This is a genomic window from Streptomyces composti (assembly GCF_012034205.1).
GTDB classification, from domain to species: domain Bacteria; phylum Actinomycetota; class Actinomycetes; order Streptomycetales; family Streptomycetaceae; genus Streptomyces; species Streptomyces composti.
In genome coordinates this window covers 248,172-261,875 of record NZ_JAATEM010000002.1, presented here as the reverse complement: position 1 = coordinate 261,875, position 13,704 = coordinate 248,172, and the positions used below count along the sequence as shown (strand labels likewise).

At 72.1% G+C, this 13,704-nt stretch carries 13 protein-coding genes and 1 riboswitch; of the genes, 3 read left to right on the top strand and 10 right to left on the bottom strand.

Annotated features, from left to right (window positions below):
• Positions 1-33: 33 nt before the first annotated feature.
• A complete protein-coding gene (locus HCJ93_RS02870; RefSeq protein ID WP_167990769.1) occupies positions 34-1,410 on the bottom strand; it encodes a C39 family peptidase in 1,377 nt (458 codons plus the stop codon).
• Between the two features lie 221 nt (positions 1,411-1,631).
• On the opposite strand from HCJ93_RS02870, the gene HCJ93_RS02865 reads away from it, so the two are divergent.
• Complete coding sequence (locus HCJ93_RS02865; protein ID WP_167990838.1) at positions 1,632-2,276, top strand: uridine kinase family protein; 645 nt, start codon at positions 1,632-1,634, stop codon at positions 2,274-2,276.
• Positions 2,277-2,706: 430 nt separating this feature from the next.
• Entirely contained in the window at positions 2,707-4,560 is a 1,854-nt protein-coding gene (locus HCJ93_RS02860; protein WP_167990768.1) for an AAA family ATPase, read from the top strand.
• Between the two features lie 101 nt (positions 4,561-4,661).
• Here HCJ93_RS02860 and HCJ93_RS02855 read toward each other — a convergent pair whose 3' ends face one another.
• The 9 genes from HCJ93_RS02855 to HCJ93_RS02815 form a co-directional block, all read right to left on the bottom strand.
• On the bottom strand, positions 4,662-5,696 hold the full coding sequence (locus tag HCJ93_RS02855) for a hemolysin family protein (protein ID WP_167990767.1): 1,035 nt from the start codon (positions 5,694-5,696) through the stop codon (positions 4,662-4,664).
• A complete protein-coding gene (locus HCJ93_RS02850; protein ID WP_167990766.1) occupies positions 5,693-7,024 on the bottom strand; it encodes a hemolysin family protein in 1,332 nt (443 codons plus the stop codon). The genes HCJ93_RS02855 and HCJ93_RS02850 overlap by 4 nt, the downstream gene beginning before the upstream one ends.
• Positions 7,025-7,263: 239 nt before the next feature.
• A complete protein-coding gene (locus HCJ93_RS02845) occupies positions 7,264-7,719 on the bottom strand; it encodes a PH domain-containing protein (RefSeq protein ID WP_167990765.1) in 456 nt (151 codons plus the stop codon).
• Between the two features lie 66 nt (positions 7,720-7,785).
• Positions 7,786-8,649 carry an ATP phosphoribosyltransferase gene (hisG, locus tag HCJ93_RS02840; RefSeq protein ID WP_167990764.1) on the bottom strand — a complete coding sequence of 288 codons (864 nt, stop codon included), beginning with the start codon at positions 8,647-8,649 and terminating at the stop codon, positions 7,786-7,788.
• 49 nt (positions 8,650-8,698) lie between these two features.
• Positions 8,699-8,971 (bottom strand): phosphoribosyl-ATP diphosphatase, encoded by a 273-nt coding sequence (locus HCJ93_RS02835; protein WP_004990764.1) that lies wholly within the window; start codon positions 8,969-8,971, stop codon positions 8,699-8,701.
• 34 nt (positions 8,972-9,005) lie between these two features.
• Positions 9,006-9,491, bottom strand: coding sequence for a 6,7-dimethyl-8-ribityllumazine synthase (gene ribH, locus HCJ93_RS02830; protein WP_167990762.1), 486 nt, complete (start codon positions 9,489-9,491; stop codon positions 9,006-9,008).
• An 82-nt stretch (positions 9,492-9,573) separates the two neighbouring features.
• Positions 9,574-10,863, bottom strand: coding sequence for a bifunctional 3,4-dihydroxy-2-butanone-4-phosphate synthase/GTP cyclohydrolase II (locus HCJ93_RS02825; protein ID WP_167990760.1), 1,290 nt, complete (start codon positions 10,861-10,863; stop codon positions 9,574-9,576).
• Positions 10,860-11,501: a nicotinamide mononucleotide transporter family protein gene (locus HCJ93_RS02820; RefSeq protein WP_167990758.1), complete on the bottom strand. Its 642-nt coding sequence runs from the start codon at positions 11,499-11,501 to the stop codon at positions 10,860-10,862. Before HCJ93_RS02820 ends, HCJ93_RS02825 begins: the two co-directional genes overlap by 4 nt.
• On the bottom strand, positions 11,498-12,112 hold the full coding sequence (locus HCJ93_RS02815; RefSeq protein ID WP_167990756.1) for a riboflavin synthase: 615 nt from the start codon (positions 12,110-12,112) through the stop codon (positions 11,498-11,500). The genes HCJ93_RS02820 and HCJ93_RS02815 overlap by 4 nt, the downstream gene beginning before the upstream one ends.
• Before the next feature lie 146 nt (positions 12,113-12,258).
• Positions 12,259-12,389, bottom strand: a riboswitch (FMN riboswitch).
• A 542-nt stretch (positions 12,390-12,931) separates the two neighbouring features.
• On the opposite strand from HCJ93_RS02815, the gene HCJ93_RS02810 reads away from it, so the two are divergent.
• Positions 12,932-13,690: an SDR family oxidoreductase gene (locus tag HCJ93_RS02810; RefSeq protein ID WP_167990754.1), complete on the top strand. Its 759-nt coding sequence runs from the start codon at positions 12,932-12,934 to the stop codon at positions 13,688-13,690.
• Positions 13,691-13,704: the final 14 nt, after the last annotated feature.

Here is a 13,704-nt window from a genome sequence, read left to right as displayed (position 1 = left end):
ACGTTGGTCACACGGACAGCACGGCCGTGCGGTTCAGCGCACGCCGACCGCCGCGAGCGCCTTGCGCTGCCGCGCGGTCGGGCGGGCCGGGAAGTACAGGTAGCAGACCCCTCCGGTGCCGGAGACGACCTTGCCGGAGGCGTTGTAGCGCTTGGTCCGCAGCCAGACGTTCTCGAACTCCCGCCGCTTGTAGACGCGCCGTACCGCCTCGTTGCTCGGGGATGCGGGGTCGTTGGCGATCACGTCCCCGCCGGCGGTGAAGCCGATCACCGTCATCAGATGACCCGCGGTGCCGTAGCCGGCGCCGGTCAGCTCCTCCTTCAGGAACGACTGGGAGGTGATGGCGGGGATGCCGGCCGCGATCAGCGTCTCCAGGTCGGTGAGGGACCCGAGCCGGGTGACCACGCCCTGTAGGTCCTTGAAGGTGGCCGCGTAGGCGGCGTTGAACGGCCAGTTGCCGCAGCCGGCGTACTCGTAGTCGTAGGTGTGGCGGGCCGCGTGGCAGATCTGCGGGTCGGCGTAGTCCGGGTTCACCCAGGACAGCTGCTCCTCGGTGAGGCGGCCGCCCCAGTACTCGATGATCATCTGCGAGGAGGTGGGGCTGCACCAGGCCTCGCCGCCGTTGTCGTACTCGGGGTACTGACCCTTGTGGATCTCCTGCGAGTAGCGCGGGACGATCAGCTCCTTGGCCAGGCCGGGCTCGGAGGCCGGGACGGTGAAGCGGTCGGGGATGTCGGAGCCCATGGCGCCGAGCCGCCACACGGTCGGGGTGAGCTTGGTGCCGGGCTTGCGGTAGAGGGTCAGGCGGAGGCGGTAGGAGACGATCCGCAGGCCCGAGGCGGGGTCGTCGAGGGCCAGGGTGTCGGTCCAGACGGTGCTGGTGCCGTCGCTCTGGTCGTCCACGGAGGTGCGCCGGATGTCCTGGTCGCCGGCCGCCCAGCGGCCCATCACGTACCAGGGGCTGTCCGTGCCGTCGGAGTACGTCGCCCTCAGCTCGACCTGGAGCCAGGTGCCGCCGGGGGTGTGGGCGTTCCAGGAGGCGATGAGCTCGGTGCCGGGCACGGAGAGCCGGTGGACGGGGGACGTCCAGACCGCGTACTCCCAGGCGGCGGTGCGGCCGGTGTGCGGGTCGGTGTAGTCGGTGCTGCCGGCGGGCTCGGAGATCACCACGCCGGGGCGGGTGCCGGCGACGGCGCGGGTGCCGCGGGCGGTCCCGGAACGCCAGTCGGCGTACGTGATCCAGGCCCGGTTGTCCACCCGGCGGGCGGGAGCCCGGCCGGGGGCGGCACCGCCGGCCGGGGGCACGGTGGCCGGGGTGTGCGCGGAGGCCGGGGCGGCGCCGCCCGCGACGGCGGCGACGACGGCTGCGGCCAGGAGGGTTCTGCGGGACGGCTGTTCGGCTCTGCTCATGGGTGGAGGACCCCCAAGGTGTCGAGTCGGGGCAGGACCGTGCGGGGCCGGCCGGACGGCGTGCGTCCACCGGTTGGAGCGGGTGTGCGCCCACTATGAACACAGCGGGACGGACCTGGCCAGCACCCCGGCCGGTGCCGCGCCGACCTCCATCGGACTCGACCAATGGAGGGCCTAGAGTGCTCCTGTCAGCACCCCCTCCCCCACTCCTGGAACCAGCCATTCACACACCCACGGACCCGGTCCTGCACTCCCTCGCCTGCCGCATCCGCCGGCTCCCGCCCTCCTGCGGTCCGGTGCGTCTCGTGGGTGTCGACGGGCACGCCGGGTCCGGCAAGTCCACCTTCGCCGGGAAGCTGGCCCGGGTACTGGGCGGTGCGCCGGTGCTGCGGCTCGACGACATCGCCAGCCACGAGCAGCTGTTCGACTGGACGGGGCGGTTGCTGAGCCAGGTGATCGAGCCGCTCCGCCGCGGGGCGACCGCCCACTACTCCCCCTACGACTGGCGGGCCCGCCGCTTCGGACCGGCCCGTACGCTGCCGCCCGCCCCGGTGGTCCTGGTCGAGGGCGTGGGTGCGGGGCGGCGGGCGCTGCGGCCGCATCTGGCGCTGCTGCTCTGGATGGACCTGCCCGAGGAGGAGGCCTGGGCCCGCGGCCGGACACGGGACGGGGAGGAGCAGCGGGAGTTCTGGGAGGGATGGGTCGAGGCGGAGCGCGCGCACTTCGCGGGCGACCCCTCGCGCGCTTGTGCCGATCTTCTGGTGCGGGAGCGCGAGAAGGGATACGAGGTGTTCCAGGGGCCCGGTGTGACGGGTGAGTTGGGCCCCTCCTGTACGGACGGTGACGAGCCGTCCGCGATGTGTTGAACTTGTGAAGACGAGTGTCGGACAAGTGTCCTGACTGCTCCAACTCGGCTTGACCCAAAGCCCGTACAGGTCTTACGTTCTCGGTGTGCGACTCACCGAGTCGCCGCCAGACGCGAAGCCCCCGGTTGTTCCCCCGTGATCGGGGGCTTCGTTCTGTCCTCTTCACACTTCCGGACGCCGAGCGGCGTCTCGTGCTCACCCTGGGTGAGCATGTCCGCCCCCCGCCGCCCGAGCCGGCTCCCGCCACGACCTGCTGTGCGCACTGGGTCAGGCCCCGCCCCCGCAGGTACGATGCACCCCGGTGCGACCTACGGACACTGCTTCGCGCACCTTGCAACTCCGGTCCGCGGCACCGCGGTTCGACCAGAGGCAGCCACCGGGCGAGGGGCCCGGCGGCAGACCGACGGGGGCACGGTTTGTGGGGGACGTGATGGACTTCGGCACGCAGGGCCCGCAGGCCCCGGCCGACCTCGCCTGGCTGCGAGGCGTGGACGCCTACACCATGGGCGCGTATCCGCAGGCCGAGGAGGAGTTCCGCACCGCGGTGCGGCTCGACCCGGGCATGGCCGACGCCTGGCTGGGACTGCACGCGCTGCGCGTGGACACGACGACCGCGCTGCTGCGCATGTTCCGCTACCGGGACCGCTTCGGCGAGCAGCGCGCCCGGCACCGACGCACCCTCAACTCCTGGTACTGGCTGGGCTGGTGGGTGCAGCCGGTGCTGGAGAAGCCCCGTGACCTGCTGCTGGCGCACGCCTCCCACTGGCTGGACGGCCGGCATGTACCGGAGCTGGACCGGGCGCTCGCCGGACTGCCCCCGGTGGACACCGACCCGCAGGTCCGCTTCCTGCACGCCTGCCGCGCCTACCTGGTCAAGGACTGGGAGCAGCTGGTCCGGCACACCGACCCGCTGCTGGACGATCCGATGCTCGGCATCGAAGCCGGTCTGTTCGGCGGCATGGCCCGGGTGCGCCTGGAGATGTACGGGCAGGCCGAGCCGCTGCTGTCGGCGGCCCTGATGCGCTGCCGCAGCGAGCAGCCGCAGCGCAAGGAGCTGCGCTACTGGCTCGCGCGGGCGCACGAGGGCACCGGCCGGAGCGCCGCCGCGCTCCCGCTGTACCGGGCCGTGCACCGAGTCGATCCGGCGTTCATGGACACCTCGGCCCGGCTGGCGGCGATCGCCGAGGGCGACGGCTACGACGAGTCGGCCGACCTGGCCACCGCCACGCTCACCGACCAGGGCCCGGACGTGCTGGACGGTGACACCCTCGATCCGCTGTTCGGCAGCGAGGGGCGCGAGCTGCGGTTCGGCGATCCCGAGGCCCCGCCGGTGACCACGCCGCCGGGCGGCGGCGCCGGGGTCCGGGAGCGGGCGGGTGCGGCGGGCTCTCCCGTGCCCGCAGGGCCCACCGACGCCGCATTACTCGAGGAGGCGCTCGCCCAGCTCGAGCGCATGGTGGGTCTGGAGCCGGTCAAGCGCCAGGTCAAGGCGCTGTCGGCGCAGTTGAACATGGCCCGGCTGCGGGCCGGGCAGGGGCTGCCGGTGCAGCCGCCCAAGCGGCACTTCATCTTCTCCGGCCCCTCCGGCACCGGAAAGACCACGGTGGCCCGGATCCTCGGCCGGGTCTTCTACGCCCTCGGACTCCTCGGCGGTGACCATCTGGTGGAGGCCCAGCGGGCCGACCTGGCCGGCGAGTACCTGGGGCAGACCGCCGTGAAGGCGAACGAGCTGATCGACTCCGCGCTCGGCGGGGTGCTCTTCGTCGACGAGGCGTACGCGCTGTCCAACTCCGGCTACGGCAAGGGCGACGCCTACGGCGACGAGGCGCTCCAGGTGCTGCTGAAACGCGCCGAGGACCACCGGGACCATGTGGTGGTGATCCTGGCCGGCCATCCCGAGGGCATGGACCGCCTGCTGGCCGCCAATCCGGGACTGTCCTCACGCTTCACCACCCGCATCGACTTCCCCTCCTACCGGCCCCTGGAGCTCGTGGAGATCGGCAAGGTGCTGGCCGCGGAGAACGGCGACCTCTGGGACGAGGAGGCCCTGGAGGAGCTGCGCTCCATCGCCGGGCACGTGGTGGACCAGGGCTGGATCGACGAACTGGGCAACGGGCGGTTCCTGCGCACGCTGTACGAGAAGAGCTGCGCCTACCGGGATCTGCGGCTCTCGATGTACCCGGGAGAGCTGAGCCGGGAGGATCTGGCGACGCTGCGGCTGCCGGACCTGATGCAGGCGTACGGCGAGGTCCTGTCGGGCCGGGGGCCGCAGGACCTCACCTAGGCGAGGCTCCGAGAGCCTCAGCCGGGCGCGACCCGGGATCGGGCGCCCCCCTGCGGCGCCTCCCCCGCGCCGCCGCAGGCACGAGGGAGGCACCGGTCCGGCTACGGCTGGGCGAGCTGCCGGTGCGCCGGGTCGCGCACCTCGCCGACCAGCATCTCCAGGACATCCTCCAGGGCGACCAGCCCCAGCACCTTGCCGGAGGCGTCGGTCACCTGGGCGAGGTGTGTGGCAGCGCGCCGCATCACCGTGAGGGCGTCGTCCAGGGGGAGTTCCGGGCGCAGGGTCGTCATGCGGCGCCACAGCCGCTGCGGCACCGCCCGGTCGGAGTCCTCCAGGTCGAGCACGTCCTTCACATGCAGGTAGCCCATGAAGGCGCCGTCGCCCACCGCTATCGGGAAGCGGCTGTAGCCCGTGCGGGCGGTCAGCTCCACGATCTGCGCGGGGGTCACCGCCGGGTCGACGGTGACCAGGGACTCGCGCTCGAGCAGGACGTCGGTCACCGGGCGGGAACCCAGCTCCAGGGCGTCCTCGAGGCGCTCGGCCTCCTCCGGGTCGAGCAGCCCGGCCTGGCCTGCGTCCTCCACCAGCCGGTTGAGCTGTTCGCTGGTGAAGACGGCCTCCACCTCGTCCTTCGGCTCGACCCTGAACAGCCGCAGCACCGCGCGCGAGCAGGCGCCGAGGGCCGCGGTGACCGGGCGGCACAGCCGGGCGAACCACACCAGGCCGGGGCTGAGCCAGAGCGCGGCCTTCTCGGGGGCCGCCATGGCGAGGTTCTTCGGCACCATCTCGCCGATGACCAGATGGCAGAAGACCACCACGGCCAGGGCGATGACATAGCCCAGTGGGTGGACCATGCCGTGCGGCAGACGGATCCAGGTGAAGACCGGCTCCAGCAGCCGGGCGACGGTGGGTTCGGCCACCGCGCCCAGCGTCAGCGAGCACACGGTGATGCCGAACTGGGCCGCCGCCATCATCTGCGGCAGATGCTCGAGGCCGTGGAGGACCTGGCGGGCGCGGGCCGTGCCGAGCGGCTCGATCTGGCTGCGGCGGACCGACACGAGCGCGAACTCGGCGCCGACGAAGAATCCGTTGGCCAGCACCAGCAGCGCCGCGAAGAGCAGTTGCAGCACGCTCATCCCGCCGCCTCCACCAGCGGCAGCGGCGCGGTGCGGACCAGCCGGACGCGTTCGGCGCGGTAGTGGCCGACCCTTCGCACCGACAGCTGCCAGCCGGGCAGCTCGGCCCGGTCGCCGACGGCGGGGATCCGGCCGAGCAGGTCGGCGACCAGACCGGCGACCGTCTCGTACGGGCCCTCGGGGGCGTCGAGTCCGATGCGCAGCAGGACGTCCAGGCGGGCGCTGCCGTCGACGTCCCAGGCCGGGTTGCCGTCCTCGGGCGGGGCGGCGATCAGCTCGGGGGCGTCGTGGCCGTCGTGCTCGTCGCGGACCTCGCCGACGATCTCCTCGACGATGTCCTCCAGGGTGACGACACCGGCGGTGCCGCCGTACTCGTCGACGACCACGGCGATCGGCTGCTCGCTGCGCAGCCGGGTCAGCAGCGGACGCACCGGCAGGGTCTCCGGGACGAGCAGCGCCGGACGGGCGATCTCGTGCACCGGAGTGCGCAGCCGGTCGGCCGCCGGCACCGCGAGGGCGTCCTTGAGGTGGACCATGCCGGTGATCTCGTCGATCCGCTCCCGGTAGACGGGGAAGCGGGACAGTCCGGTGGCCCGGGTGAGGTTCACCACGTCCTGCGCGGTGGCCGAGGCCTGGAGGGCGCTGACCTTCACGCGCGGGGTCATCACATGCTGGGCGGTGAGCCCGCCCAGGGACAGGGTCCGCACGAACAGGTCGGCGGTGTCCTGCTCCAGGGCTCCGGCCCGCGCCGAGTGGCAGGCCAGGGAGACCAGTTCGCCGGGGGTGCGGGCGGAGGCCAGCTCCTCGGCGGGCTCGAAGCCGAGCAGCCGCACCAGGCGGTTGGCGACCGCGTTCAGCCCGGCGATGACCGGGCGGAAGACGCGGGCGAAGACGTGCTGCGGGCCGGCCACGAAGCGGGCGACCTGGAGCGGGCGGGAGACCGCCCAGTTCTTGGGCACGAGTTCGCCGATCACCATCTGCACGGCAGAGGCCAGCAGCATGCCGACGACGACCGAGACGCCGGGCACGGCACCGCCGGGGATGCCGGCCGCCTTCAGCGGGCCGTCCAGGAGCTGGGCGAGCGCCGGTTCGGCGAGCATGCCGACGACCAGGGAGGTGATGGTGATGCCGAGCTGGGTGCCGGAGAGCTGGAAGGACAGCTCCTTGAGGGACGCGACCACGCGGCGGGCGCGGCGGTCGCCGTCCGCGGCGGCCTGCTCGGCGTCCTGTCGCTCGACGGTGACCAGGCCGAACTCGGCGGCCACGAAGAATCCGTTGGCGAGAATCAGCAGGAACGCGGCTGCGAGAAGCAGCAGAGGGATGGTCATGATGCCGCCGCCTCCGCACGGGCGCGGACTCGGTCCGCGCTATGTCGGCAGGGGGCGGCGCAGGTACTGCAGGACGATCCGTCCATCGCCGGAGGGAGTCACTCCTCATGTAGCAGGAGCCCCTGTGGCACCGGGCGGGGCGACAGGGGCGGAGGCTCTGTGAGAGCGCCTCCGTCCAACAGATTAATCAAGACAGCCCCGACTGCGGCAGGGTGGACGCCCCGGAGGTGTCCCGGACCTCATCCCTGGGGCGTGTCGGGGTGGGCCGTGGAGCGCTCCTCGGCCAGCGCCCGCAGGGCCCGTGCGTCGGCGAGGGCCTGCCGGCGGGCGATGCCGGGCTGGATGCCGAGCGCGGGCATGCTGGTGCCGTCGCTGAGGTCGAGGAACACCCAGGGGTCACCCGGACGGAGATGCACCTGGAGGATCTCCGCCCACTCCAGCCGGCGCCTCGAGGCGATGTTGACCACGGTGACGCCGCCGTCGTCGGCGACGACTTTCGGCCGCGCCAGCATCAGCAGGACGCCGGCCAGCAGGGCGGCGGTGCACACGAAGCTGATCCGCTCGCCGGGGCCGAGCTGCGGCAGCAGCACCGCGATCACGGTGATCACCACGAAGATCGCGGCTGCCGCCGTGAGCAGCACCGCGCGGGTACGCGTGGGCCGGAAGGTGACCGGCAGGTCGGGCAGCTCAGACATCTCGCGCGTCTCCCGGTACGGATCTCGATGCGGCTCGCGAAGGCGGTGCGGCCCGCGGCGGGATGCTCACAGGCGGCAGGCGTGGATCGCCGTGGTGAGGATGGCGCGGGCGCCGATGTCGTAGAGGTCGTCCATGATCCGCTGGGCCTCCTTGGCCGGGACCATGGCGCGGACCGCGACCCAGCCCTCGTTGTGCAGCGGGGAGACGGTCGGGGACTCCAGGCCCGGGGTGAGGGCGACGGCCTTCTCGAGCTGCTCGACGCGGCAGTCGTAGTCCATCATCACGTAGGTGCGGGCCACCAGGACGCCCTGCAGGCGGCGCAGGAACTGCTGCACCTTGGTCTCGACGTTCTCGTCGGCCCCTTCGGCGCCGTTGGTGCGCCGGATGACGACCGCCTCGGACTTCATGATCGGGTCGCCGAAGACCTCCAGGCCGGCGTTGCGCAGCGAGGTGCCGGTCTCCACCACGTCGGCGATGACCTCGGCGACGCCGAGCTCGATGGCGGTCTCCACGGCGCCGTCCAGGTGGACGACGGAGGCGTCGATGCCGTTGTCCTTCAGGTGCTTGCCGACGATGCCCTCGTAGGAGGTGGCGACCGTCCTGCCGTGGAGGTCGGCGAGGGTGTGCACGGTGCCGGGCTTGGTGGCGTAGCGGAAGGTGGAGCGGGCGAAGCCGAGGGCGAGGATCTCCTCGGCGTCGGCGCCGGAGTCGACCAGCAGGTCGCGGCCGGTGATGCCGATGTCGAGGCGGCCGGAGGAGACGTAGATCGCGATGTCGCGGGGGCGGAGGTAGAAGAACTCCACCTCGTTCTCCGGGTCGACGATCCGCAGTTCCTTGGACTCGCGGCGCTGCTGGTAGCCGGCCTCATGCAGCATCTCCGCCGCAGGGCCGGAGAGTGAACCCTTGTTGGGGACGGCGATGCGCAGCATGAGGTCGGCTTCCTTTGCGTGACGGGGTGTCGGTGTGTCGGACAGGTCTTTACAGGTGGGCGTAGACGTCGTCGAGGGAGATGCCGCGGGCGACCATCATCACCTGGACGTGGTACAGCAGCTGCGAGATCTCCTCGGCGGCCGCCTCCTTGCCCTCGTACTCGGCGGCCATCCAGACCTCGGCGGCCTCCTCGACGACCTTCTTGCCGATGGCATGGACCCCCTTGTCCACCAGCTCGGCGGTGCGGGAGGTGGCGGGGTCGCCGTGGGCGGCCTTGTGCTGGAGCTCGGTGAAGAGCTCCTCGAACGTCTTCTTGGACATGGTGGCGCCCACTCTACGCGGTACGGGCGCCCGCCTAGCGCCACGGTTCGGATACCGAGCGGAGCGTCGCCGCCGTCGCCACCGCCGCGGTCACCGCCTCGTGGCCCTTGTCCTCGCTGGAGCCCTCCAGACCGGCGCGGTCCAGGGCCTGCTCCTCGGTGTCGCAGGTGAGCACACCGAAGCCGACGGGCACACCGGTGTCGACCGAGACCTGGGTGAGTCCCTGGGTGACGCCCTGGCACACGTAGTCGAAGTGCGGGGTGCCGCCGCGGATCACCACGCCGAGGGCGACGATCGCGTCGTAACCCCGGCCGGCGAGGACCTTGGCGACGACGGGCAGCTCCCAGCTGCCGGGGACCCTCAGCAGGGTCGGCTCGTCGATGCCGAGGTCGTGCAGGGCGCGCAGTGCGCCGTCCACCAGCCCGTCCATCACCTTCTCGTGCCACTGCGCCGCGATGACGGCGACCCGGAGGTCACCCACATTGCGTACGGTCAGCTCCGGTGCACCCTTGCCGCTCACGTTGCTCCTCGGGGTTTTCTCTTGTGCTGGGCCGCAGACGGGCACGTCTCCTGTCCCAGCGGTCCTGCCGGTCGTGCCGGTGCTACTGGTTGCCGCAGGCGGGCACGGTCGGTCCGTCCAGCCAGGGCAGGTCGTGACCCATCCGGTCCCGCTTGGTGCGCAGATAGCGCAGGTTGTGCTCGCCCGCGGTGACGGGCATCGGTTCGCGGCCGGTGACCTCGATGCCGTGGCGGACGAGCGCCGCGGACTTGTCGGGGTTGTTGGTCATCAGGCGGACACTGCGCACGCCGAGGTCGGCGAGGATCTGCGCGCCGGCGCCGTAGTCGCGGGCGTCGGCGGGCAGGCCCAGCTCGAGGTTGGCGTCCAGGGTGTCCCGGCCGCGCTCCTGCAGCTCGTAGGCGCGCAGCTTGGACATCAGGCCGATGCCCCGGCCCTCGTGTCCGCGCAGGTAGACGACGACGCCCCGGCCCTCGGCCTGTATCCGGTCCAGGGAGGCGTCCAGCTGGGGGCCGCAGTCGCAGCGCAGGGAGCCGAACACGTCACCGGTGAGGCATTCGGAATGCATGCGCACCAGCACACCCTCGCCGTCGCCGAGGTCGCCGTGGACGAGGGCGACGTGCTCGACCCCGTCGACGGTGGAGCGGTATCCGTAGGCGGTGAAGGCGCCGTGCGAGGTGGGCAGGCGGACCTCGGCCTCGCGGCGGACGGTGGGTTCGCTGCTGCGGCGGTAGGCGATCAGGTCCTCGATGGAGATGATCGACAGGCCGTGCTTGCGGGCGAACGGGATCAGCTCCGGCAGCCGCAGCATCTGGCCGTCCTCACCGGCGATCTCGACGATGGCACCGGCGGGCCGCAGCCCGGCGAGGCGGGCGAGGTCGACGGCGGCCTCGGTGTGGCCGGGGCGCACCAGGACGCCGCCGGGCCGGGCGCGCAGCGGGAAGATGTGCCCGGGGCGCACCAGGTCGTCGGGCCCGGCCGTGCCGCTCGCCAGGAGCTTCAGGGTGGCTGCTCGGTCGGCGGCGGAGATGCCGGTGGTCACGCCGTGGGCGGCGGAGGCGTCCACGGAGACGGTGAACGCGGTGCGCATGGACTCGGTGTTGTCCTCGACCATCTGAGGGAGCTTCAGCCGGTCCAGCTCCTCGCCCTCCATGGGGGCGCAGATCAGGCCGCGGCACTCGCTCATCATGAAGGCCACGATCTCGGGGGTGACCTTCTCGGCGGCGATGACGAGGTCGCCCTCGTTCTCGCGGTCCTCGTCGTCGACCACGACGACGGGGCGGCCGGCCGCGATGTCGGCGACGGCCTGTTCGACGGGGTCGAGGGTGAAGTCCTCGGGCCCCTCGGTGCTGTACAGGATCGGTGCCGCGGTCATGCGGGCGCTCCTTCCAGGGCGGGCCGCGCGTCGCGGGAGCGCAGCCACCAGTCGCGCAGGCCCCACAGGACGAGCGCGCCGTAGACGATGTAGACGAAGCCGGAGAAGGCGAAGCCGTTGGCGAAGTTCAGCGGGACGCCGACCAGGTCGACGAGCAGCCAGGCGAACCAGAACTCGACCATTCCGCGGGCCTGGGCGTACATGGCGACGACGGTGCCGACGAAGATGTAGGCGTCGGGCCAGGGGTCCCAGGACAGCGACGGATAGAGGGTGAAGAGACCGCCGACGGCGAGGGTGCCGAGGGCGGCGGCACCGGCCAGGGTGCCGCGCTCGCGCCAGGTGGCGAAGCGGACGGCGATCGTCCCGTCCTGCGCCCGCTCCTGGCCGCGGCGCCACTGGGCGAAGCCCCAGGCGGCCACCAGCATGACCACGATCTGCTTGCCGGCGCTGCCGGAGAGGTGGGCGGTGGCGAAGGCGGCGAAGAGGATCAGCCCGGACAGGAACTGCGCGGGCCAGGTCCAGATGGAGCGCCGCCAGCCGAGGGCGAGGCCGATCAGACCGATGACGTTGCCGGTCATGTCGGACCACTTGATGTGCTGGCCGAGGAGGGTGAACGCCTCGGAGTTCAGCCAGTTCACCGGGCGGCCCCCTCGCCGACGGCACGGTCGCCGATCATCCGCTCGACGTACTTGGCGATGACGTCCACCTCGAGGTTGACCGGGTCGCCGGGCTGCTTGATGCCGAGGGTGGTCATGGCGAGCGTGGTGGGGATCAGGCTGACGGTGAAGAAGTCAGGGTCTGCGTCGACCACGGTGAGGCTGATGCCGTCGACGGTGATGGAGCCCTTCTCCACGACATAGCGGGAGAGGTCGGCGGGCAGGGAGATCTTCACGACCTCCCAGTTCTCGGAGGGCTTGCGCTCGAGGATCCGGCCGGTGCCGTCGACGTGGCCCTGCACGATGTGGCCGCCGAGCCGGGCGCCGACGGCCATGGGGCGCTCGAGGTTGACGCGGGAGCCGACGGTCAGCGCGCCGAGGCTGGAGCGGTCGAGCGTCTCGGCCATCACGTCGGCGGTGAACTCGTCGCCCTCGTGCTCGACGACGGTGAGGCAGACGCCGTTGACGGCGATGGAGTCTCCGTGCTTGGCGCCCTCGGTGACGACCGGGCCGCGCAGCCGGAATCGGCAGGCGTCGTCGAGGGTCTCGACGGCGATGACCTCGCCCAGTTCTTCGACGATTCCGGTGAACACTTCCCGGGTCCTCCTGCCTCTTCGGGCACGGACTCCGGGGCTGCCGATGACGGCAGAAGGTACGGTTCGGGACATTGCCCGCGTCGCCGGTCCACGGAACGCCTCGACGGCGAACCGGTACGGCGGCGCGCTTGAACGCCCGTCCGCCGCGCACTGCCTCCCATCCGGACTTTAACCGTCGGTCCAGGAGTTTCACCTGGTCAACCGGCCGCTGGAGGCGACCGGGTCGCGGACTGTAACCGCCGGTTCGGACTTTCACCGACCCCGGAGTGCGCTGCTACTGGTACAGGGCCAGTGTGCCACGGCTGAGGACCGTCGAAGCCCGTGGGGGGTGTGGAGTGGCTCACAGCCGGTGACAAGCCCTCTGCCCAGCGTGGCACGACGCCCCAACTCCCCCGAACCGGAACACGTTTGAACAGTCACCCCTATTGGTCCATACCTCTTGACGGCGTGGTCTAGTCCTCTTAGGGTTTCGGCCAACTTCCGCGGAGAGCAACCGGCTCCGGGCCGGCCCCGCACAGCCGGACCGCTGTGCCGGCGGCGCGGGTCGCCCCGATGAGACGGGCCCGGCGGCGGTGACGACGGCCCTTGCCCGCCGCCGGGCCGCACCAGACGCCGTGCCGTGCGGGTGCGGACCGCGGTGTTCCCGGAGAAGCTGGACTGCGTACGCCGTCAGCCGGGCGCGGCGCCGAGGCACCCGTCCGGGACCCGCCCCCGACGCCTCCGCCAGGGATGTCACGAACGGGAGCGGTCGCTTCGTCCTGGCTGACGGGCGGCGCTCCAGCAGGGGGCGCCCGTGTCCGAAGGGGCTGAACGGCGATGAGCACGATCCTGGTGACCGGCGGCACCGGAACTCTCGGCAGGCACGTCTGCGAGCGGCTGCGGTCGGACGGGCACGAGGTGCGGGTGCTCAGCCGGCACTCCCGGCCCTACGCCGTCGACCTGCGCCAGGGCGGGCCGGCGCTCGACCGGGCCGTGGCGGACGTGGAGACGGTCGTGCACTGCGCGACCAGCCCCCGCGGCGGTGACGAGCAGCCCACGCGGAATCTGATCACCGCGGCGCAGCGGGCCGGGGTGGCGCATCTGGTGTACATCTCGATCGTCGGCGTGGACCGGGTGCCGTTCCCGTACTACCGCTCCAAGCTCGCGGTGGAGCGGATGGTGGAGGATTCCGGCCTCGGCTGGACCGTCCTGCGCACGACCCAGTTCCACGATCTGGTCTTCCGGCTGCTCCGGGCGGCGTCGAAGGCGCCGGTGCTGCTGCTCCCGGCCCGGGTGAAGGACCAGCCGATCGAGGTGACCGAGGTCGCCGAGCGTCTGTCCGGGCTGGCCCAGCGAGCGCCCGCGGGGCGGGTCGACGAGATGGGCGGCCCCGAGGTGCGCACCTTCGAGTCGCTGGCCGAGTCGTATCTGCGGGCCACCGGCCGCCGCAGGCCGGTGGTCGAGGTGCCGCTGGCCGGCCAGGCCTACCGGGCCTTCCGGGCGGGCGGCCATCTGACCCCGGACCACGCGGTGGGCAAGCGGACCTTCGAGGACTATCTGGCCGAGCACGCGAGGCGGGGCGGGCGCAAGGGCTGAGGGTCCCGCACGCG